The sequence below is a fragment of the Paenibacillus sp. J31R98 genome, assembly GCF_056269245.1.
In genome coordinates, this window is sequence record NZ_JBWDNO010000003.1 from 523662 (window position 1) to 547283 (window position 23622).

Here is a 23622-nt window from a genome sequence, read left to right on the forward strand (position 1 = left end):
GACAATGAATCTCGCAACCTTAATAGTAAACGATATAAAGTTGCTAATCCATGGCAGAAATTATGGAATTTTACGCCTATTTTCAAAGATGAGACAACCTATTCAATTAATCCTACCCGAAAACTATGTTTTGGCGTATAATAAAAACAATACAACCCCAATTCAGAATCGGAGGATGATCTCGATGGAACGTCCACCTGTAAACTTATCCTATGACTGTGTAGATGAAGTCCCGCTCCACCGCGTCCGCGGCAATCAGCTGGGCATCTTGATCAGCATCATTGCCAGCGTCCTGACCGGGCAGCTATGGATTCTATTGCTGCCGCTCGCCGTTCAGCTCATCAGCCGAACCTATGGCGTGCGCTATAACCTGTTCGTTCGCGTGCTGTCGCCGCTCTTCCCGGTCAGCGCCCGAACAGAAAGCCGCGAGCTGCTGCGCTTCAACAACCTGCTCGCGATTATTTTCCTCGCTATCACGCTTATTGCCTATGCGCTGAACCTCACGATACTGAGCTATATCGGCCTAGGCATGCTCACGGTTGCAGTCGTGCTCGCGCTATGCGGATTCTGCATGGGCTGCTTCATGTACTTCCAATGGAAGCAATTCCGTCTGCGCCGGAAAGCTTCGCATTAAGCCGCACAAGGACAAATAAACCCGGACCAACTGGTCCGGGTTTTTCTATTAACAGCGCCTAGCCCTGCTCCATCCAAGCCTTCAACTTCGGCGCGAGCAGCTTCGCTTCCTCATAACCCTGCAGGTACAGCTCATCCAGCTTCGAAGAATCGCGCTCTAACCGGCCGACGGTCAGCTTCTTCTGCGGGCGGATAACAAACACGTTGCCCTTACGCTCCTGCTCCGCGATATAGTCCAGCTCTTCATTATAGATACGGTCCCGCGTCAGCATCTTCTCTACGAATTTCGGGAATTTGCGATATGCGCGGCGAACGAAGAAGGCGAACTTGTTCTTGGACTTCCGATAGTCTTCGTTGCGGGTTAGAATAAGCACATTGCGCTTATAACCGTCGCGCTCGGCCTGACGAACTGGAATCGGATCGGAGATGCCGCCATCCAGCAGCTTGCGCCCCTTATATTCAATAATCTGCGCGATAAAAGGAAGCGAGCTCGAAGCACGGATAATCGTCAGCAGATCAAATTCAGGGTCGCTCTTGCGATAGTACACCGTCTTGCCAGTCTCGAGATCGGTCGTGCCGATAACGAACTCTTCTTCGCTATTGTTGAACGCTTCATTGTCGAATGGCACCAGGCGATTCGGAAGCTCATCGAAGATGAAGTCCATCCCGAACAGCTCGCCTTTCTTGAAGAAGCTGCTCCATGAGATATAGCGCGGATCGCTCACCCATTTCACGTTCACTTCCCGGTTCCGGCCGATCTGCCGCGAGAGGTAGCTCGCGCCCATACACGCCCCTGCCGATACCCCGATTGTATATGGAAAATAGAGATTTTGCTCCGCGAAATAATCGAGCACGCCCGCCGTATAGATGCCCCGCATGCCCCCGCCTTCAAGTATGAGTCCAATTGAATCCATTACGTCTGCCCCCTGCACGATATGCTGCCTCTAACGCTGCTAGAAGTATTCTTCTATTATTTTATCCAATCAAATTTGAGTAAGTCAATTTATACATATGAATATATAGCAACAAAATCCACAGCCTCTTCTGGCTGTGGATACTAGAGTTAACCTGCAATATCGCGCTCTCCTGCCGTCTTGCTTCTGCCCGTAAGCAGCTCCAGCCGTTGTCCGAACTTCTGCTCCACAAGCCCGCCCAGGTAGAGTACGCCCATCAATCCGAGCAAAGCAATGGTCACCGAGATTGGAATCGCCCACAGATGCGGGGAATGAGAGAAGAACGGAATAAGAGCAATAGCCGCAATCGGCGGCGCGTTCCACTTGAACTTGCGAATCAGCCAGATCGTAATGACGACATTGATAAACAAGGTGAGCGCGCTCGCGTACAGCGATACCAGGAGCAAGCCGATCAGCGATGTCACCACAGCGCCGAATACGACCTTCGCCAGCTCTTTCGGTGTAAATGGACGAGAAAGAAATAAGAAACTAAATGCGCCGAGCGTTGGGAAGAATAACGTATCAAGGAAGGATACGTGTAAGGATAGCCAATAGATCAACATGACATACAGACAGATAACCAGTGTTTTTACATTCATAACCTACTAAGGATGCCTCCTTCATGTTGCGCGGTAGCCGCACAAAATAAGGCGTCCGATAGGTGGTACCGGTCGCCTTCCATATTGCGTCTTCATCCATTCTTACATACATGGTTTCGTTCAAACAATCGTTATTCTCACGATAACACACTCTCGCATAACCGCCAAGCTCGTAATTCCCGCCAGATGTTCTTGAATCTGCCTCCTTGCGATGTACTGTCACCTGTGTCACAATCGGTAAGGGATGTACAGTATTTCCAAATGATGAGGAGGACAACAATTCCAATGAGAACGATTAAGCTTGGTACAAGCACGTTAGAAGTACCTGTTCTAGCCGTCGGCTGCATGCGCATCAACTCGCTTAGCAAGACTGAGGCAGAGCGTTTCGTCCAAACATCACTAGAGGCAGGCGCGAATTTCTTCGATCACGCTGATATTTATGGCGGCGGTAAGTGCGAGGAGATCTTTGCAGATGCCATTCATATGAACGATGAGATTCGGGAGAAAATCATTCTCCAGTCCAAATGCGGAATCCGCCAAGGACAGTTCGACTTCTCCAAGGAGCATATCCTGGAGTCGGTGGATAAGATCCTTCAGCGTCTGAGAACCGACTATCTGGACGTGCTGTTGCTGCACCGTCCTGACGCGCTCGTTGAGCCGGACGAAGTTGCGGCTGCATTCGACCAACTCGAGAGCTCGGGCAAAGTGCGCCACTTCGGCGTATCGAACCAGAACCCTCTCCAAATCCAGCTGCTGAAGAAATCGGTCAAACAGCCGATTATTGCAAACCAACTGCAGCTCAGCATCACGAATGCCAACATGATCTCTAATGGCGTTAACGTTAACATGGTGAACGATTCGTCGCTCAACCGCGACGGCAGCATTCTTGATTTCTGCCGCCTGCATGACATCACGATTCAGCCTTGGTCGCCATTCCAATACGGCTTCTTCGAAGGCGTTTTCCTCGACAACGCGAAGTTCCCTGAACTGAACCAGCAGATCGATGAGATCGCAGCGAAATACGAAGTGAGCAACACAACAATCGCAATCGCTTGGCTGCTTCGTCACCCAGCGAACATGCAGCCAGTAACAGGCACGATGAACGTAGAGCGTTTGCTCGATTGCGTCAAAGCAAGCGAGATTCGCCTCACTCGCGAAGAGTGGTACGCAATCTACCGCGCTGCTGGCAACATCTTGCCATAAGGCGAAGAATAGCCCATAACGACAAAAACACCCTCGGACCCGTGAAGACGGACCCGAGGGTGTTTGCATTTACAGAGCAGAGCAAGGCAGAGCAGAGCTAGCTACCAGCTCCACAGCTGCTCGAACTTATCCGGATCCATACCGGATCGTTCGTTCCGGTTGAGGCCGTTCAGCTGCTCCATATCGGCAGCGGACAGCTCGAAGCCGAACAGATCGGCGTTCTCGTGAATTCGCTTCGGGTTCGACGACTTCGGAATCGTCACGACGCCGTTCTGCAAATCCCAGCGCAGCACGATCTGCGCAGGCGTCCGGCCATAGCGCTCGCTCAGCTTCTGGATGACGGGCTCTTCCAGCAAGCGACCCAGCATGAGCGGACTCCAAGCCTCAAGCTGAATGCCTTTGCTCTTGCAGTAGCTATGCAGCTCTTGCTGCGTCAGCCGCGGATGGTACTCCACCTGATTCACCGCTGGCACTACTTCGCAGGTGCCAATCAGCTTCTCCAGATGGTGAATCTGGAAGTTGCTGACGCCAATCGCTTTCACTTTGCCTTCGGCATATACCTTCTCGAGCGCACGCCACGTATCAATGAATGACGCGCGAACGGACACCGGCCAGTGGATCAGGAACAGATCCACATAATCAATATTCAGCTCGCGAAGCGACCGATCCACAGCACTCAGCGTTGCTTCATAGCCGTGATCCGGATTCGCGACCTTCGTCGTCACGAAGATCTCCTCCCGCGGAACGCCGCTCTCGCGAACCGCCTTACCGACGCCTCTTTCATTCTCATAAGCCGAAGCCGTATCAATGCTGCGGTAGCCGGCTTCAATCGCCGTACGCACCGCGGCCTCGACATGCGGGCCATCCTCCGATCTGCCCTGCCATACTCCAAGTCCTAGCCACGGCATCTGAACGCCATTATTCAGCGTTACTTTGCTTGAAAGCGATAATACCACGCGTATTTGCCCCTTCCTCCACTACCAGAAATTGAGAAGCGCTTATCCTCTTCTTTATACCCTTTCCACCCAGGTCTGACAAGGCTCATTCCGTATAGTTATACGCGTGCTTGCTTCTTTCACAGATCATAAAAGTCCATATTTTGTACGAGTTACGCACATTGTAACCGCTACCAATTGGCATTACAATTTACTTACATCCGCGCAAAGTCACTACAATTCGCCATAATTGGAAGATTTTCAATTCTGGAAGGGGTCGACTCGGACAATGAGAAGAAGTATGAAATTAACCGCAAGCTCACTCGTCGTTCTATCCATCGCACTGTCTGCTTGCAGCAGCGGCAAATCCGGTTCTGACGGTGAAGTCTTGCACCTGAAATGGAGCACCTGGGGCAACCCCGGTGAGCTGAAACGTTTCTACGAATTAACCGATCAGTACAACAAGGATCACCCGAAGACACAATGGGAGCTCGTTGCTGTACCGAACGACGGTTACGAAGAGAAGCTCATTACTCAGCTGCAAGGCGGCACAGCGCCTGACGCGTTCTACGCGGGCGATCAGACCGTCGTTAAGCTTATTGCCAACGGCTCGATCTCTGAACTTACACAGCTGATGGACAAGCCGAGCAGTCCGATTAAAGCCTCTGACTTTGCAGAAGGCCTCTGGGGCGGCTCGAAGAAAGGCGACCAAATCTTCGGCGTAACGGTCGACTGTAACCCGCTTGTTATGTACTACAACAAGAAAGTGCTGCAGGACGCTGGCATTACCGACGATCCGCAAGCCTTGTACGAAGCAGGCGAGTGGAACTGGAAGAAGCTCTCCGAACTGACGGCTAAGATCCAAGCGGCCGGCAAATACGGCCTCGTGCTTGAAGACTGGTCATCCCCAATCTATTCGTGGGTAACGACAAACGGCGGCAAAGTATATGACAAAGACCTTGGCGGCCAATTCGTTGCCGATAAAGATCCGAAAGCGCTCGAAGCCTTCCAATACCTCGCTGACAATGTGAAGAACAAGAACTTCGTCTTCTCCGGCTCCCTGCCGAAAGGACAAGGTCCTGACGCGATGTTCATGTCCAACCAAGTCGGCTTCGGTATCGCTGGACGCTGGTGGGTGCCTCAATATAATGCAAACACTGCACTGCAATACGATATCGTTCCGCTGCCTACGAATACAGGCAACAAAATGGAACCGGCAGGCATCCCTACCGCCTACATGGTTATGAACAAGAAGACCGCTCATCCGGATGCAACGTATGACTTCCTTTCTTACTTCGTATCGAAGGAAGGCCAGCAGTTCCGTCTGAAAGGCGGTAACGCCGTTCCTTCCGTCTCCGGTGTAGATGATCTGGTGCTCGATAAAAGCGCTCAGCCTGCGCACGCTCAGTACTTCCTTGATGCTCGCGAGATCGGCTATGCGCTCTGGCCATCGGAGTCCGCCGTACCAGGCGCTTCAGACATCGTGAAGGACAACTACGACCTGCTGCTGCTCGGCAAACAGGACGCAGAGACGACGCTGAAGAAAATGGCTGAAGGCGTGAACAAGAAGATCGCTGAGGCAAACGCCAAGTAATATAGCAGCACCAAGAGAAGGGGAGGAATTCATTCCTCCCCTTCTCTACGATTCCATTCGAGCTACATCGGAGGTCCGTTATGAATCCTAAACGTTCGAACACCATATGGGGCTATCTCTTTATTGCCCCGCAGCTCGTTGGGCTCCTTGCCTTCTCGCTCATCCCTCTGATCAGCGCGTTCGTGCTCAGCACGCTCGACTGGGACGGGTTCAAGGCAGCGGCTTTTGTCGGCTTGGACAATTTCAATTATGCCTTCCACAACCCTGACTTCCAGAAAGCAATGAAGAACACGCTGCTGTTCTCCGTCCTAACGGTGCCAGCGGGTATCTTCCTCTCCTTAATTACAGCAGTCGCCCTCAATAATGTACGGATGCGCGTGCTGTATCGCCTATTCTTCTTCATGCCAGTCGTCACGAGCTCCGTTGCGGTTGCAATCGTCTGGATGTGGCTCCTCAACGGCGACTTTGGCCTAATCAACGTCTCGCTCAAGCTGCTCTTCAATATCAAAGGTCCACAGTGGCTGACCGACCTCAATCTCGTGCTGCCATCACTTGCAATCGTAAGCATCTGGAAAGGAATTGGCTTCAACATGGTGCTGTTCCTCGCCGGTCTGCAGGGGATTTCCAAAGACTATTACGAGGCGTCCATGATTGACGGCGCGACTCGAAACCAACAGTTCTGGCGCATTACGGTGCCGCTGTTGTCGCCGACGACGCTGTTCGTCACGATCATTGCCGTTATTGATTCCTTCAAGGTATTCGATACCGCCTTCGTCATGACAAGCGGCGGACCGGCAAAGGCCAGCTATACGATGGTTTACCATCTGTACGAGCTTGCGTTCAAGAACTTCCAGTTCGGCCGGAGCGCATCAGCCGCCGTCATTCTGTTCGTCATCATTCTCATCCTGACTGTGCTGCAAACCTACTACTCCCGCAAATGGGTACATTACGCCGATTAAGGAGGATGATTGTCCATGGAATCTGCTAAGACGGAATCAATGACGCAGCTGCAGCAGCGCCCAGCTGCCAGGCGCGCTTCACACAAACTGAATATCCCAGGCATCATTCTCCATCTCATTCTGATATTAGCATCGGCACTCATGATTGCCCCATTCTTCTGGATGGTATCGAGCGGCCTAAAGGATCTGTCCCAGATCTTCCTCGTTCCGCCGAACCTGCTGCCGAATCCGTGGCACTGGGAGAATATCCATCGTTCCTTGACGGCGATGCCGTTCGACAAGGCCTACTTCAACAGCGCCTACATCTCGGTTGCCATCGTTATTGGCCAGCTGCTTACCTGCTCGATGGCTGCGTTTGCTTTTGCCAAGATCAACTTTCCGTTCCGGAACATCCTCTTCATCGCTTTCCTGTCCATGCTGATGGTGCCCGAGCAAGTCACCATCGTCCCGCTGTATATCATTCTGAAGAACTTCGGCTGGCTTGACTCCCACTTATCGCTCATCATACCTGATTCGTTATTCAGCGCATTCGGTGTCTTCCTGCTTCGCCAGTTCTTCCTCGGCATTCCGCGCGACCTATCGGAATCGGCTTATGTGGATGGCGCGAACCAGTGGACCATCTACTGGCGCATTATGATTCCGCTCGTGAAGCCGGCGCTCGCGGCGCTTGCGATTATTGCCTTCCTCGGAACGTGGAACAACTTCTTCCGTCCGGTCATCTTCCTAAGCACGACGGATAAGTTTACGGTTCCGCTTATGCTCAGTACATTCAAGGGGCTGTATGTAACGGACTGGACGCTAATGATGTCAGGGTCGACGATTGCGGTTATCCCTGTTCTAGTGGTCTACTTGCTGCTGCAGCGATACATTATTGAAGGGATTACGATGACTGGCATCAAGGGTTAACGAAGATGTAGGTATTGATCGGATATTTGACGTCGATGTGCTGCTCGTACACGACATGCCGTTCAGCAGGCGTCGCATACTTGCCTCTGTACACGGAGGCGGAGATGCCGAAGTAGGCGGTGAACGTTCGGGAGAAATAATGGTTCTCGGAGTAGCCGCACTGGGCTGCAATCTCATTGATGCTGAGGGTACTGTGGCGCAGATGATACGCAGCGCGCTCCAGCCGCAGCTGAATAATCATCTGGCGAAGCGGAATGCCCACCTCGCGAGCGAACAATCGTGACAGATGCTCCTGCGACAGCTTGCAGTGGCCTGCGATTTCCGCGACCGAGATGGGCTCGGCCAGATGACGGCGAATATAGGCGAGCGCCATTCTGACCATAGGGGAATAAGAGGAACCGGCGACGGTTTCTTTTTGTTTGGCACCGCTTAGCTGGATTAGCTCATTGAGCAGTGCCGCCAATAGGAATCCGCTGCGCCTGGTGTCCTTGCCGCCCGTGTACGTGACTTCAATTAGATGACGAATCATCTGCTCTTGAAACCCGCCTTCGCGAATCGGAATGACGTCAGGTCCGTCCGCAGCAAGAAGCGCAAGCTGAGTGGAATCCTCCTGCGTAAAATGAATAAACTGATGCCTTGTCGCCGATGTCTCGCTGAACTGATAGCCATGCTCCTCCCCGGCCCTCGTTATGACCCAGCAAGGCTTGTCCAGCGTATAGGTCTTCTCTGCAATATGATACGTCGTTCCCGTTCCAATGGGGAAATAGACGAGCTCATGCTGTTCCAGCCGGCGCATCTCCAGCTTCCAATTGCGCCTCACGATGAAATCTCCGCACAAATGTACAACAGGCAGTTTCATAACGGTGTAATCAACTCCTATGCCATTGTAGGTTATTCCAGGTTTAACCACGCACAATTGATATTGTAAGCGATTTCATTTAAGCTTTGAATAGGATGACAAAACTATATAGATAGCGTCTATTTTCGACATTTTATCGAATGAGTAGACATAAAGAAATAAGCAAGCCGCTCCGGTCATGCCGGACAAGCTTGCTTCTTCTTGTTTATACAGCCATATGCTCGTGACTGACGAGCGACTTTCGCGCCCAGACGCCGCTCTTCCAACGAGCCAGCATGAGCAATCCCCTTACCCATTCATCAACGGCAAAAGCGATCCATACCCCGAGAAGCCCCATATCCTGATGAATGCCCAGGTAGTATGCGAGCGGTACGCAGATCCCCCACATGGAGCAAATGCCCATGAGGACCGGGAACTTGGCGTCGCCTGCCGCGCGGAGCGAGTTAATGACGACGATGTTGAAGACGCGCCCCGGCTCCAGGACGATCGACAACAGAAGAATACTCGCGCCGATCGAGATGACCTGAGAATCCTCGGTAAATAAACCGAGGAGCTGATAGCGGAATAACGCAGCGACCGTCACCAAGCCTGCCGTTACCGCGATGCTAATCTTCAGGCTTCGCAGCAGCCGGAAGAACGCCGCTCTCTTCTCGCCCGCCCCGACCATGTGACCTACGATAATCTCCGTTGCCATGCCGATGGCCATCGATGACGCCATGAAATACGCCGAGATGTTCCACACATACACATGGGCGCTCAGCGCTTGTTGGCCGATCATGTTGATAAAGACCATAATCATCATCAGCTGCGACTGCCATGCGAGGTGCTCGCCTGCGGACGGCAAGCCGATGCCTAATATTTTGGATGCATACTGCTTGTTGAAGCGGAAGTAATCCTTCAGCCGAATCTTGCTCGGTACCGTTCGGTACAGGAGAACGAGCAGCACCAGCACACCGATCAAACGGCTTATAATCGTTGATACCGCTGCACCTGTGACGCCCCATTCCGGGAAGCCGAAGTGACCGAAGATGAGCAGATAGTTGCCTGCAACATGCAGCAAATTGACTCCGAACGTGACATACATAACGCCTCTCGTATTGCCGTTCGCCCGAATAATGGACGCAATGGCGTAAGAGAGCGCCTCAATCCAGATGAAGCCGCCGATAAGCCTTAAATACTTATTCGCGATATCGACTTGAGACGGATCAAGATTCATCAGCTCGAGTCCCTGCTTGCTGAAGCAGAAGAGCACCAGGCTAATCACGATTCCAAAAATAAACACCATTGTAATCGCCTGCGCAGAAATGCGTGTCGCCGTTTCCTTCTGCCCGGCTCCCAGGTATTGCGTCACCGCTACGCTTGTACCGACGGCAACAAACCCGAACATCATCGCGCAGAACATAATCATTTCATTCGCAAGTCCTACCGCGCCGGCCACTTCATCCGAAATGCGGCTTAACATAAAGACATCCGCCGTGCCCAGCATCATGCGCAGGACGGAATCGACCAGAATCGGCCAAGCCAGCGCGAACAGCGTCAGCTTCTTCCAAGAGGGTTGCTGTGCCCCTGACAGTTGTTCTCCTTTACTCATTTCAATATGTCTCCTATCCCATGTATCCGTATCTCTATTTTGATTGACTCCTGCTATTATCCCACCTACCTACGTTGTCTGTCTAATGGAAGTATCAGCAGGCTGCCCGTGCTGAAACATGAAAAAAGACGGCGTAAATGGTCCATTTACGCCGCCTCTTAAAGAAATTGCTTATACGTGCATCGTTCCTTTGTCCTTCAGCACCTTCATGTAGATCCCGCCCACGACGCTGCGATGCTGGAAATTCAATTGTCTCGTCGTTAACGTATCCGTCCAATCCGAGAACGGCACACGGTCTGGCGTGTCGTTCAGCATATGCCAAATTGGCTCGATCAGCGAAGTGAAATCACTGTCTTGCTCCGCGAGCGCAGCCGACCATACGAGCCAGTCCGACTTCGTGTAGGTCGCGCGGCTATCAAGCGGCGTGCCGTACTTGTTGCTCTGCTTCACGTACCAAGCTACTTCGCGGCGAATCATGTCGCGGTCGAACAGCTCAGTGCCGAAGAGCACATCCCAGATCAGGTTATACTTCAAGCTCCATGTGCCTTCGGAGCCGAATGCCAGCTTCGTATGATCGCCATCCGCTGCAAGCTCGCCCCACTTAACCGCCATGTCCTGCGCCGCGCTGCGATAACGAGCCGCTTCTTCCGTCTCGCCTTGCAACTGCTTCAGAATCGAATAGCTAGCGACGCCCATAATCGCTTTCACCGACAGGTTCGCATTACGTGCAAGATGTCCGGCGAAGTCGTCTGTGCACAGCTGGTTCTCCGGATCGAGACCGTATTCGAGCAGATACGACGCCCACTCGCCGAGCAGCTCCATATGATCAAAGATATATTGGCGGTTAGCGCCAGCCAGACATGCAGCAGCAGCCATGATAAGCATATTGCCGCATTCTTCGACCGGCATTTGCCCATCACGCGAATTGTCGCTGTACACTTGTCCGTTGCCGATTGGATACTGCCCGATATCATGCGGCGCGAATTCGAACGGCCATGCATCGGTCAGCGAATATTTCAGAATCGGACGGATCATGCCTTCAACAAGCGCCGGATTGTATAGCAAGTACAGCGGAATGGATGGGTAGCTGACATCAACGGTCGCCATACAACCATTGCTGTAACATTCCTTGGACAGGAACAGCAGCTGTCCTTCCGTATCGGCCACCAGCTTATGCGCAGCAATGGACTGACGGTACGATAAGGCAAGCAGGTCCGCATAGCGCTCGCCGCCTGCCTTCACGCCGTCTTCTAGCAGTTGACGGTCGAAGGCTGCGCAGCGCTCACGCAGTGTATCGTACTCCGCGAATGCAGCCGCGAGCATCTCTTCCGCGCCTTGACCGTTCCGGCGCCAGTAGGCTTGCAGCTTGTCGCCGAAATACTCGACGGCATAGACGTCATCGTACGCAAGAACAGCCAGATGGCTGACAGGGGACGCGCCAATGCTGCCGCTATCGAAGACAACCGCCATCACCGGGCTGGCATCTGCCACCACCCGCGCTGCCGACACATCCGCCGGCTCGCCCTTCAGCTGCTCGCCCCGGACGAAGCGCTTGCGCAGATCATCTGAGCCCGCGTACATCCGGGCCGGCTCCGAGCGCTTCGCCGCCAAATAGAAATGACCCCAGTCGATGCGGTGGTCGTCGCCCGACCGGTTCATATAATTCTGCTGCTCATGGCTCATGCGCAGAGCCAGCAGCTCGTCGCTGTCAGCAGCTTCGCAGAGCACCGCTTGCTTCGGAAGATCGACGCACCATTCGCCCGTCACGTCGTAGTACACGCTGACTTCATGCTCGCGTCCATCCGTCGCCTTCACTTCGAAGGATACGTACGAAGCTGGCCGCGATAATACATCAAGATCATCCAGCAGCAGCGGCGTCAGGAAGTGAACCGACAGCGCTACGCCTCCCGCTTCGAATGTGTACACCGTGCTAAGCGGTGTCACCGTTACCCCCGTTTGTGCAAGCGCAGGCGGCTCTGTATAGTACCGGTCCGCTCTCGGCTCTACTTTACCCGCGAAGCGGTAGACACTGCCATCAATGCGCACTAAGCCGGTCATCGCATGGCGCTGGCCGGTCCAGTGGCGCGTATAATCGTCCGTCAGGCGATCAGCCGCCGACCAAACGCTGAAATAAGGATCAACTGTAACGAGAGGAACTGAGGAAGGACGAATGGCATGCATCATGTGAGTTTGAACATCCTTTCGATCTTATATATATTTTTTATAATACATATAGATTAAATCCTATATAGGAGGATGTCAATGCAGAGATTCCGGGGCTGCCCCCGTGAACGGCAGCACAATCTCGACTGTCGTCCCTTGCCCAAGCTCGCTCTCGACGCTGATACAGCCGCTATGCTCCTTCACGATTTTGTAGCAGATCATAAGGCCAAGACCCGTGCCTTTTTCCTTCATGCTATAGAACGGTTCGCCGAGCCGCGCGATACGATCCGCAGGAATGCCGCAGCCGTAGTCAGTGACACAGATGGAGACGTACTGCTCGTCTCTTCGCCTGATCATAATGTCTATCTGTCCGCCGCCGTTCATCGCTTCAATCGCATTCTTCACCACATTAATGAAAACTTGAATAAGCTGATTCTCGTCGCATTCCACCTCAGGAATGTCCGGCTCAGTCTCCAAGTGAATTTGTACGTTATTCATCAGCGCGAGCGGATAGAGAAACGACGTCACATGCGCCAGTACAAGCTCGATCCGGTGCATCTTGTAAGACATCAACTGCGGCTTCGCGACAGACATGAACTGGTTCGTAATCCACTCCATCTGCTCAACCTCGCTGCGCATCACATCGAGGTACCAGCTGTTCTGGTCGGTTGTTTGCTTATTCAAAAGGCTAATAAACCCTCTAATCGTCGTTAGCGGGTTGCGAATTTCGTGCGCGATTCCTGCCGCGAGCTGGCCGACCACGGCGAGTTTATCCGTCGTCCGGAGCAACTCCTCCGTCTGCTTCAGCTCCGTAATATCTCGCCCTATCGTCAGCAGACCATTGCGCCGGCCGTCCGCGTGGAAGAGCGGCACCTTCATAATATCGTATAAACGATCGCCGTTCGGCGTATCAGGAAGCCCGTTCTGCTGACGAATGGCATAGCCCGCCTCCCAAACCTGCTCATCCCATTCGTTGCTCTTCGCGAGAATCTCTTCGTAATGCCCGCTTCGCTCAGCCAGCTCCACATTGGTCAACCCTTTGTAAGGAACGGATTCCAACTTAAACATGATCAGCGTATTCTGGTTCGCTTCGATCCACCTGCCTTGACCGTCCTTGAAGCTGACGAGATCCGGCATGGCGTTCATCACTTCGCGCAGCTGCTTCTCGCTTTCCCGCAGCGCTTCGATCATCTTCTTACGCTCGGCTATATCCTTTATTATTAACGCTATAGCGACAGGCTCACCCTTACTGCCCAGCAAAGGGGAAGCCGTGACGGCGATCTCGACGATACTGCCATCCTTGCGGGCTCGGAATCCTTCGTAGCCATATGTTTGCCGAGAGTTAAGCACGAGGCTGCGAACACGCTCAACCTCATCCTGCCGCTGGTCAGCAATTGTAGGCACCCGCATGCCCAGTACCTCTTCTTCCAACCAGCCAAACATGGACTCGAACGCTTCGTTTATTTTCACAATATGCAACTCCGTATCAAGTACGAGGCAGGCATCATCGACATTCGCAAAGAAGAATTTCAACTGTTCTCTCGAAAGCTGCTCATCCAGATCCGGGCCATCATTCGATTCCCTCTCACGAAGCACCATATAAACACCAGTAATTGCATCATTGACGATGATAGGGAAGCTCGTTAACGTCATCGCAAGACGTAATCCCTGTTTATGCAGAACAACCATTTCGCACTCGTTTTGTGATCCGGTTGCCGAGTCCATGAATGCCTGCTTGCTTCGTTCCCTGTAATCCGGAGCAGACACGCAATCCAGCGTCAAATTCTCAAGCTCGCTTGGCTCGTAACCAAGCCTCAGCTGAGCCGACCGGTTGACTTCGAGCAGCCTGCCTTCCAAATCAAAAGATAAAATGGCCTCTGGATAATGGTCAAACAACGACCTATAGGCAGGATAACGATCTGTTACGGACATTCGGTGGTTATGCGACATGATTCCTCCAACATGATGTTTCTATATGAGATATAGTTCTTTTATATCATAAACCAAGCTAGCGGGTTGGATTTTTTTACATTTTTTCCGCTGGTTAGTGGACAAAAAAAGACCGCCCACTACGTCATCTCCTGACATAGCAAACGGCCTCTTCGATAGCTTCATAAAACCCTATTCCTTCACCGAACCAAGCATAATGCCGCTAATAAAATACTTCTGCATGAACGGATATACGAGCAAAATCGGAATCATCGTAATCACGAGCTTCGCTGCCGTGAGGCTTCGGTTCGAGACAGCGAGCAAGCTCTTCACCTGTTCAATGTCGCGGATCGTCGTATCGTAGCTGACGACCAGCTGCTGAATGTACGTCTGAAGCGGATAGTCGCTCGTCTGAATGGCATAGATGAGTCCGTCATAGTAAGCATTCCAGTTGCCGACGACGACGAACAGCGCGATGGTCGCCATAATCGGCATCGACAGCGGCACATAGATTTGGAGCAGTCTGCGCCAGGGTCCTGCGCCATCGATGCTTGCCGACTCTTCAAGCTCCGACGGGATGCTGCGGAAATAGTTAATCATGAGAATAATGTAGAACTGGCCGACAGCGCCCGGAATAACAAGCGCCCAGATCGTGCCGAGCATATGCATGTCCTTGACGGTGAAGAACATCGGTATCGTACTCGGACCGAACAGCATCGTGCCCACGACCGTCCACATGTAGATATTCCGCGAGCGGAACGCCTTCGTCGTCTTAGAAAGCGGATACGATGCGAGCACGACGAGCACCATGTCAATGACGAGCGCCAGCACGACACGTTCGGTCGAGACGCCCGCCGCCGTCAATATTGCATGATCCTTGAATATCGTGATGTACGTATTCCAGCTGAGGCCAAGCGGATAGACCGTAACAAGGCCCGCCGTCGCCTTCGCGCTGTCGCTGAGCGAGATGGAGAAGATATTAAGCAGCGGAATGAGCGTAATGACCGCCAAGAACGTCAGAATGGCGTATACAATCGTATTGATTACGATATCCTGCCGCGTTAATTTAATAGCCACTTTCGTTCACCTCCGCCTTAGAAGACCTTGTATTCGCCATATTTTTCGGCTAGCCACTGCGAAATCAGAATGAAGATAAACGCTACTGCCGAGCGGAACAAGCCTACCGCAGTTGCAAATTCATACTGATTGCTCTGGAAGCCCATTCGGTAAATATACGTGTCATAGATGTCAGCAACCTGATAGACGAGCGGGTTGTACAAGTTGAAGATCTGGTCGAAGCCGCCGCTTAAGATGCCTTGCAGACTCAATATGAGAATCAACACAACCGTGCCTTTAATGCTCGGCAGCGTAATGTTTCGAAGTTTAGCCCACCTTGAAGCGCCGTCTACATCTGCTGCTTCATATAAGTTCGGATTGATGCTCGTCAGAGCCGCCAGAAACACGATCGCGTTAAATCCGAAGCCCTTCCATACATCCGTCACATAGATGATAATCATGAACCAGGTATTGCTGCTGAAGAACATAATCGGCTCTCCGCCGTTCAGCTTGTGAACGATGCCGTTAATCATGCCGTCGATGGAGAAGAAATCTTTGAAAATACCGGCCATAATGACCCAGGAAAGGAAGAAGGGCAAGTAAACGATCGTCTGTACAGACTTCTTGAACCATTTTTTCTTAATTTCATGAAGTAGCAGGGCGAATGCCAGCGCGCACGAGACGTTCAGAATGATCTTAATGACGGAGATGGTAATGGTATTAAACGTAATTTGTTTGAATTCCGGTATTTGAAATAGCATCTTGAAATGATCCAGTCCCGCCCATGGGGAACCCCAGATGCCTGCAATCGGATCAAAATATTTGAAAGCCATGATCGAACCGAGCGTCGGATAAATGCTGAAGATAGCCAAAATGACGATGCTTGGAAAGAGCATAAAGTGGTAGTGAAGCGATTCCTTATTGCGAACTCTGCCGTTAGCTTTCAATCTAAGTTCACCTCAGTTCAGATGAAACAAGTGCTGAACTGCCCTAGCCAAGCAGCAAGCTCAGCACTTGTTTGCGTGTGCGTTAATCTTATTTGCCTACGATATCGTTCACTTCAGCCGTAATATCCTTACCGCCCATGTTGTTCCACAGCTCTACGAACTTGTCGAACTCATCAATAGACTTCTTGCCTGTAATGATCTCGAGGAAGGTCTTCTTCTCCAGATCGTCAAGCGAAGCTTTCTTCTTCTGCATCAGATCGGTCGAACCGATGAATGCCGGAAGCGTCTGCTGCACCGGATTCTTCACAAGACCTGCCGCGCCGACCGCGAACTGGTTCGCAAGGCTCCACAATCCCATATCCGCGAATTTATCCGCTGCCTTGTTGTAGTTCAGAATCGAAGTCGCTTGTACTTTCGTCTCTGGATCTGCATCTTCCATCTTCGCCTTGCCGTCTACAACATCCATGATCGCTTTGTAGCGAACCGTAATTTCATGCGGATCCTTCGCGCTGACGCTTACAGGAAGCAGCGGCATCTTCGCGTTCAAGTACTTCGCGCCTTCGTCAATCGTCAGCTTGTTGTACCAATCGAGCTTCTTGGTATTCGCTTCTTGCGCGTAGTTGAGCATTTTCATAATCGCTTCCGGATTCTTGAAGCCCTTCTTCACAACCACGAACGATCTCACTGTGCCATAACCCTTCGCATGTGCAATGCCATCAACGCCTTTAAGAACAGTCGCTTGCCAATTTGCATTATGATCGTTCTTCACCGAATCCGGCAGCGGATACCATGTGGACCACCATGCGCCTTCGAATACACCGGCTTTGCCCTTTGCGATTGCTTCTACCGCTTTGTTGCTGTCGTTCATAATGAAGTCTTTTGCAATCAGGCCGTCCTTGTACCACTTCGCAAGACGCTCGAGCGCGCCCTTCATCTCAGGCTGTACGGAGCCATAGCCAACGCTGCCATCTGCCGTTCTAATCCATTGACCTGGATACGAGTTATACGCGCCGAATACGAAGTCGAAGGAAGCAGTATCCGCTCCGTAGATGTTCTGCTGCGACGGCAGCACGCCAGCACCGAATTTTTCCTTGAATGCTTTCAGCGTCGTCTCTACGTCCTCCAGCGTTTGCGGCTCGTTCAAGCCCACTTGATCCAGCCAATCTTTACGCGTCCAGATAACCGGAATCGCGGTTTCAACATCGGCAATCGACGGGATTGCATACAGCTTGCCGTCCGAGGATACAGACTTCAGCGCATCTGGTCCGCCAAGCGCGATGCTGTCCTTCAGGTTCGGGGAAGCGTAATCGTTATACACTTGCGTCAAATCTTCAATCATATCTGCCTTGATGAGCTTCTTCAGGGTGCTAAGTCCGTTCGGGTCCACGCTAATGGATAGTACGTCCGGGATGTTGTTCGCCGCGATCAAGAGGCTAATCTTCTGCTCGAAGGCATAGTTCTGATCGCTTGTCGACCATTCCATCTTCGGCTTCACGTTCAAATTCTGCTCGAACCACTTCTCGACATCGTTGTTCTCGAAGCTTTCGCCTGCAGGCGGTTTCGCTTCTGCCGAGAGTGAGATGCCTGTCGTGAACTCAACCAACTCCGGCATTTTGCTGAATGGATCCGGCTTCTCAGCTGGCGCGGTCGTATTGGCCGCCTTGTCTGCATTGCCGCCGCTGTTCGTGCTTGCATTCGTCGTTTGCGCATTGCCTTCTGCGGTGTTGCTTTCTTTGGAATTGCCCCCATTGTTCGAATTGCCGCAAGCTGCGCTTGTTAACATAAGCGCGGTGACCAGTGATACAGATGCAACTGCTTTTAATTTCTTTTTCACTTGAATCCCCCTAGCCTTGAGTGGTATGACTTGCTTGTCTCTATACTAAGCGAAACGAGGAAGATCGCGGGATAGACGATCTTCCTCTTCTAATGGGAGTTTGGTCATCAATTGCAGACGTTTACATAACAACATTCCTACTAACTCAGTAAAACTTTCTCTTGTGTATGAAAGCGTTTACGAAATTGTTTAAAGCTATCGATTTCGCTCCCGATATTCTGACGGTGTCACGCCATTATGCTCTCGGAACAGCTTGCTGAAGTATTTCTCATCCTGAAATCCGAGCTGGTCGGCGATCGCATAGATCGGCTTCGCGGTCTTGCGCAGCAGCGACTCCGCACTGCTCAGCTTAAGCCCTCTCAAGTAATCGCTGAACGGCGTTCCGGTAATGTCCTTGAAGCAGACGCTGAAGTAGCCTCGGCTCATATTGACCGCTTTGGCCACTTCCTCTTGACTAATGCCATCAAACAAATGGTCGTTCAAGTACTGAATCGCATTGTTAATGCTCGCAACGACCTCGTCCGAATAGCGTTTCCCATGCTCACTACCAAAGCTTGGCGCAGGAACGAAGCTGCCCCGCTCCTTGCTATCATGCCGAACGCGAGCGGAGATCCTCTCGAGCACATCGTCGAGCGTCTCCTTCTCAAGCTGCGTCTTCACAATATAATCAATCGCACCGAGGCGCATGGCATCCTGAATATAGTTGAAGTCCTGATGGCAGGTCAGCACGACGACCTTGAGGTCTGGGTAAGCCTCCCGCGTCGCCTTCATCAATTCGAAGCCCGACATGCCCGGCATCGTTAAGTCCATGAAAGCAATATCGACACGATTGTTCGCCAAGAACTCAAGCGCCTTCTCGCCTCCGCTTGCTTCACCGACGATTTTGAAGCCGAATTTCTGCCATGGCAGTACAGATATGAGTCCTTTTCGCACAAAAATTTCGTCGTCCACAATTAATGTCTTCATCAACAGCGACTCCCCTCACATCATGCTGCGGCTTATCGGAAGCGTAAGCTTGAAGGTCGTTCCCTGATCCTTCTCACCCTTAATCTCCATGGAAGCAGCGCTGCCGTAATTGACTTCAAGCATATGCCGGACATAGCTGAGGCCAATGCCCATGCCAACCTTCTTATGCGCATCCGCTTGCGGCTCAAGCAGCCGCTCGATCTCAAGCGGGGTCATGCCCGCGCCATTGTCCTGCACCGTAATAACAAGCTTCCCCGCTTCTTCATGCGCGTTTATCTGGATATAGCCGCTCTCATCCTTCAGCCCATGATAGATCGCATTCTCCACAATCGGCTGCATAATAAAGCGCGGTACTGCAACATCGCCAAGCGCCGGATCCACCTTGATCTGTACGTCAAAATGGTACGCATACCGGATACGCTGCAAATCGACGTAATTCTGAAGCGCCTCCACTTCCTCGCTTAAAGAGACGATGCCGCCTTCCTTGCCGAGGTTGTAGTGCAGCACTCTCGTAAACAGCGCGACAAGCCGGTCGATCTCGTCTTGCCCGTTCATTCTCGCCAGCCACTGCACCGTATTGAGCGTATTGTGCAGGAAGTGCGGGTTAATCTGGTGAAGCAGCTTCTCCACTTCTATGGCCCGTTTCTTGCGTTCCTTCTCCTCCAGCTCCTTGAACAGGTCGGAGATTTTGTCTTTCATATTGTGAAATTGTACGAGCAGGCTGTCGAACTCCGTGATGCCCGTCCTTTTTAATTCGGAGTTGAACTTGTTATGGGATAACAGACTGATCTCCCGGTGAATCGTGCGCAGCGGCCTGTAAACGACCCGCCAGATGGATAGACCTAGCAACAAGCTGATCGCAATCGACAGCACTGCCAGCAGTGCGAACTTACCCATCCACTTGATCACGTCGGAGCTGTACGCCTTCTTCTCAACCGCCGATAAAATGTACCATCCCTGCTCGCCTTGCTCTGCGAAGATATAGTAGCCTTTCTTAATTGAATCCGACTTCCCTGTCTCATTCAGTTTGGTGATATCCATATAGGATCCAAGTGGAAAATCCTTCTGCCCCTGACTGTACATCACTTTGCCCTGTGAATTAAGCATAATGGAAGTGACCGCAAGCTTGTACTGCTGAGATTTAAGTAAATCCTCAAACAATTTAATACTTGTCTCCATATAGACGTAGAGATCTGCGCCTTCTATGAGGTTCACTTTGCGCGCAACCGAGAACACAATGCTGTCCTTCGTCGATTTCATCGTCTGATGAGGACCGAAGAACGTTGCGTTAATACCGTGCGCAAGAGTCGGCAAATTCGATAAGCGGAACCCTTCCTGCACGCTCTGATTCTCGAACATGACTTGGCGCTTGTCCGCGTGATAGAAGAAGATCAGGCCGATATCCGGCTTCGCTGCGTTAATGAGCGAAATGCTCTCAATAACGGCTTTCTTCTTCTCATATTTGGTGAGGATATCATCTGTATCAATAAACGTCTCGATATCATCGGCCACTCTGCCGTTATACATGGCCAGCTGCAGCGCCGAGTCCTCCAGATTGGTGAACACATTGCTGGTGCTGATCTGAATCTGCTTCATATTGCTTCGGATGCCGCCGTCAATATTGTTGTTTAATAAAGAAATCATTGAAATATAGGAGATATAGCCGATTAGGGCAAGAGGAATAATCGAACTGAGCACGAGGAAGAAATAGGCTCTGCTCTTTAGCGAGTACGATGGTTTCGGCAGCACAAGTTGTCCCCCTCATGGAAGCGTGAGCCTAAATCTGTATGATTTTTTACAATTTCGCATGATTTTTCATCATTTTACGTAATCGACCTGCTTCGCGTCAATCCATTCCTGCATTCTTATGAGTACTGAAGGCCGGCCCGGTGGTCAATAAAGACCTCCAGACCAGCCTTCCCAATGCTGATGATGTAGCTTAGCTGCGAGATATGATAATGAGGATTAGCCTCGTGTAACAATAATACTGTACGTTAATTCTGTGCCGTCATCGGCCTTCACACGCACCGTAATCGTATTCGCTCCAGCCTTCAACTTCTTCACGCTGTTAATACGCACCTTCGCCTGCGAATCGAGCGCTGTTGCCGTCACGGAAACCGATGTCGTCGTGCTCGGAACTTGAATCGAATAAGAGAGGACGCTTGAATCAAAACCTTGGATTGTTGCGCCATTCACTTGCAGGTCACTAAGCGACGCTACGTTTGACTTAACGCGGTTAACCGTCAGCGTGTATGTGCGCTGCGTGCCATCCTCTGCGTTAACAAGAACGGTCACCGTATTCGGAATCTTCTTCAGCTTCGCGCCGCCGACAACCGTAACCGTTGACTTCACGTCAGCAGACGTCGCCGTTACGGTCACTTCCTTCGTCTTAATCGGTACTTCCATGTTGTAGCTCAGCGTATCCGGCGAGAAGCTCGCAACCGTAACTCCGTCAATTTGCAAATCGCTTAAGGATGCATCGTTCGAACGGATTGGCGGGAATACAAGCGTCTGGTGCTGGCTATAGAAGCTGCTTGCCGCTGGACCAACCTTCGTGAGATCGCCAAGCCCGTCGACACCGTTGGACGTCCAAGGCATCAAGCCCTGCCAGCCGTTCGCATACGCGCTGAAATAATCCTGCTCAAGTGTGTGACCAGCCGTACCAAGAGCCGCTGTCTCGCCAATGACTGCTGGACGGTCTGCACTTAGACCAAACTGCTCTGGCGTCATATACATCGGAACGCCCCAATACTGACCCATCCAGTCGTAATAGTGCGGCGACCAGAAGTCCAGCTTCGCAAGCGCGTTGCCTCCAGCCGCAGCCGTCAGTTCCGCATCGCCTACTTTGTTGCCTTGGCAGCCTTCCGTACATGTGTCGCTGTTGTATTTCACCATTGCAATACCAACCGTTGTCAGCATATTGCTATTCTCATGAACGGCAACGCTCATCTTCGCGAATAGCTTCTGCAGCTGTTCCCATGGCAGCTTGCTCTCTTCGTACACCCAATCCGGCTCGTTCATGAAGTCGATCGACCACAGGTAAGGGTTGTCCTTATAGCGATTCGCGAACGGAATCACGTAGTTCGTCACATACGAGTCGATGTTATCGTCGTTCATCAGCATATTGCGCCAGCTGTTATAGTTCGGGTGCGAAGCCTTCATATGGTCAAACGACATCAGCGTTGCCATAATGTAAACGCCATGCTTCTGCGCCAGGTAGAACAAGCTGTCGAGATCATTCCAATGCGCCGCTGTTGCACCGGACACATGGCCGGATTCGTCAATATCAATGCCAACTTCACCGTTGCTCGTGATCCAGACGCGCGTCGCATTGACGCCGTTATCATGAAGCTGCTGGAAGTGCGTATCCCAGAAGCTGAAATCGAAGTCGCCGCCAAAATCATTCCAGTTATCCCAAGGCGTGTTCGCCCCGTTGAACCAGATCGGCTCATGACCGGCATAGAAGTTCGTGCCTTGTACGGTAATAGGATTGCTTCCTCCGCCAGGGAGATCGCGGATCAGCTTAATGGTGTATGTCTTGGTCGAGAGATCCTTCGCCGTTACAAGCACGGACACTTCATTCTCGCCGACCGCCAGGCTGTCGCCGCCGCTGACTACCGCAGTCGCTTCAGGGTCCGTAGTCGTTGCGGTAATCGTTGCTGATGCTGTGCTGTTCGGAACATGCGCGATATAGGCGAACTTATTGTCCGAGAAGCCGGCCACGGTCACGCCATTAACGCGAAGATCGCTGAGGCTTGCCGGGCTTGGCGATGGGGCAGGAGTACCGCCGACAAGGCTAATGCTGTCGATGTAGATGCTGCCGTTAAAGTCACCGCTTGTCTGCAGCTGCACGCCAAGCTCGTTAAACGGATTCGACGCACCTGCAGGAATCGTAAGCGTGAGCGTATTCCAGCTATCTTTCGTCAGATTGCTGTAAGAAACGAGCGAACCGGTCCAGGACCAGTTCTTATCCATCATATAGGGCTGAACGCCTGCAATGTTGGCGCCGCTTGGCACCCAGATATGAAACTCATAAGTGCTGCCTGCGGTGAGTCCGGCAGGATTGCCCAGCTTCGCAAACGGGCTAGTCGAAGCCCCCGTTACGTTCGCGCTCATCTTCAGCGACTGCGCGCCTGCGTATGCTTGTTCATTGCTGGCTGAGAGCGATGCGCCGCCGGTGCCTGTAAAGCTTTGCGTGCCATTTTCGAAATTGAATAATGCAGTGTCGGAAGTTGCATCAGCGCTTGCAGGTACAGCGAGCATTGCCGCGATCATGCTTATGATGAGAAATAGCGCGGCTAATCGGCGAGTACTATTCATGTTCTCGTTCACCTCTTTTTTGGATTTAAGCGCTTACATAATTAGTGAATCATGTTACTTCTTCTAATCATCTCAAGAGAGAGCAGTGACAGCACCAGGAATCGCCAATAAACCGTTTACTACATACCCTCCTTTTGTCGCTTGTTTTGTAACCTAAAAAGTTTACACTTTTCGT

General features: G+C 51.8%; 18 protein-coding genes. 5 read left to right on the forward strand and 13 right to left on the reverse strand.

What is annotated here, in order from left to right; all coding sequences use genetic code 11:
* Positions 1-184 precede the first annotated feature (184 nt).
* Positions 185-634, forward strand: a complete 450-nt coding sequence (locus tag AC0YNX_RS15945) for a DUF4395 domain-containing protein (protein ID WP_475816657.1) — start codon at positions 185-187, stop codon at positions 632-634.
* 58 nt (positions 635-692) lie between these two features.
* Here AC0YNX_RS15945 and AC0YNX_RS15950 read toward each other — a convergent pair whose 3' ends face one another.
* A complete protein-coding gene (locus AC0YNX_RS15950; protein ID WP_475816658.1) occupies positions 693-1547 on the reverse strand; it encodes a patatin-like phospholipase family protein in 855 nt (284 codons plus the stop codon).
* A gap of 149 nt (positions 1548-1696) precedes the next feature.
* Positions 1697-2185, reverse strand: coding sequence for an HPP family protein (locus tag AC0YNX_RS15955; RefSeq protein WP_475816659.1), 489 nt, complete (start codon positions 2183-2185; stop codon positions 1697-1699).
* Positions 2186-2470: 285 nt separating this feature from the next.
* Between AC0YNX_RS15955 and AC0YNX_RS15960 the strand changes: the two genes are divergently transcribed.
* A complete protein-coding gene (locus AC0YNX_RS15960) occupies positions 2471-3388 on the forward strand; it encodes an aldo/keto reductase (protein WP_475816660.1) in 918 nt (305 codons plus the stop codon).
* Between the two features lie 101 nt (positions 3389-3489).
* Here the strand turns inward: AC0YNX_RS15960 and AC0YNX_RS15965 are convergent, their stop codons facing one another.
* Positions 3490-4296 (reverse strand): aldo/keto reductase, encoded by an 807-nt coding sequence (locus AC0YNX_RS15965; protein WP_475816782.1) that lies wholly within the window; start codon positions 4294-4296, stop codon positions 3490-3492.
* 316 nt (positions 4297-4612) lie between these two features.
* Between AC0YNX_RS15965 and AC0YNX_RS15970 the strand changes: the two genes are divergently transcribed.
* The 3 genes from AC0YNX_RS15970 to AC0YNX_RS15980 all read left to right on the forward strand — a co-directional run bounded on the left by AC0YNX_RS15970 (position 4613) and on the right by AC0YNX_RS15980 (position 7782).
* A complete protein-coding gene (locus tag AC0YNX_RS15970; RefSeq protein ID WP_475816661.1) occupies positions 4613-5917 on the forward strand; it encodes an ABC transporter substrate-binding protein in 1305 nt (434 codons plus the stop codon).
* A gap of 80 nt (positions 5918-5997) precedes the next feature.
* Positions 5998-6876, forward strand: coding sequence for a carbohydrate ABC transporter permease (locus AC0YNX_RS15975; protein WP_475816662.1), 879 nt, complete (start codon positions 5998-6000; stop codon positions 6874-6876).
* A 39-nt stretch (positions 6877-6915) separates the two neighbouring features.
* Positions 6916-7782: a carbohydrate ABC transporter permease gene (locus AC0YNX_RS15980; RefSeq protein WP_475816783.1), complete on the forward strand. Its 867-nt coding sequence runs from the start codon at positions 6916-6918 to the stop codon at positions 7780-7782.
* On the opposite strand, the gene AC0YNX_RS15985 is transcribed toward AC0YNX_RS15980, so the two are convergent.
* The 10 genes from AC0YNX_RS15985 to AC0YNX_RS16030 all read right to left on the reverse strand — a co-directional run bounded on the left by AC0YNX_RS15985 (position 7772) and on the right by AC0YNX_RS16030 (position 23447).
* Entirely contained in the window at positions 7772-8641 is an 870-nt protein-coding gene (locus tag AC0YNX_RS15985) for a helix-turn-helix domain-containing protein (RefSeq protein WP_475816663.1), read from the reverse strand. The two genes, AC0YNX_RS15980 and AC0YNX_RS15985, sit on opposite strands and share 11 nt — an antisense overlap.
* 205 nt (positions 8642-8846) lie before the next feature.
* The gene (locus AC0YNX_RS15990; protein WP_475816664.1) at positions 8847-10232 is read right to left on the reverse strand and encodes an MATE family efflux transporter; all 1386 of its coding nucleotides are present in this window, start codon (positions 10230-10232) and stop codon (positions 8847-8849) included.
* A gap of 171 nt (positions 10233-10403) precedes the next feature.
* Positions 10404-12413: a glutaminase family protein gene (locus AC0YNX_RS15995; protein ID WP_475816784.1), complete on the reverse strand. Its 2010-nt coding sequence runs from the start codon at positions 12411-12413 to the stop codon at positions 10404-10406.
* Between the two features lie 78 nt (positions 12414-12491).
* Complete coding sequence (locus AC0YNX_RS16000; protein WP_475816665.1) at positions 12492-14327, reverse strand: PAS domain S-box protein; 1836 nt, start codon at positions 14325-14327, stop codon at positions 12492-12494.
* Between the two features lie 189 nt (positions 14328-14516).
* On the reverse strand, positions 14517-15401 hold the full coding sequence (locus tag AC0YNX_RS16005; protein WP_475816666.1) for a carbohydrate ABC transporter permease: 885 nt from the start codon (positions 15399-15401) through the stop codon (positions 14517-14519).
* A 17-nt stretch (positions 15402-15418) separates the two neighbouring features.
* Entirely contained in the window at positions 15419-16327 is a 909-nt protein-coding gene (locus AC0YNX_RS16010; protein ID WP_475816667.1) for an ABC transporter permease, read from the reverse strand.
* 88 nt (positions 16328-16415) lie between these two features.
* A complete protein-coding gene (locus tag AC0YNX_RS16015) occupies positions 16416-18161 on the reverse strand; it encodes a type 2 periplasmic-binding domain-containing protein (protein WP_475816668.1) in 1746 nt (581 codons plus the stop codon).
* Between the two features lie 195 nt (positions 18162-18356).
* Complete coding sequence (locus AC0YNX_RS16020) at positions 18357-19127, reverse strand: response regulator transcription factor (protein WP_475816669.1); 771 nt, start codon at positions 19125-19127, stop codon at positions 18357-18359.
* Between the two features lie 15 nt (positions 19128-19142).
* A complete protein-coding gene (locus AC0YNX_RS16025; protein ID WP_475816670.1) occupies positions 19143-20876 on the reverse strand; it encodes a sensor histidine kinase in 1734 nt (577 codons plus the stop codon).
* Between the two features lie 216 nt (positions 20877-21092).
* On the reverse strand, positions 21093-23447 hold the full coding sequence (locus AC0YNX_RS16030) for a cadherin-like beta sandwich domain-containing protein (RefSeq protein ID WP_475816671.1): 2355 nt from the start codon (positions 23445-23447) through the stop codon (positions 21093-21095).
* Positions 23448-23622: the final 175 nt, after the last annotated feature.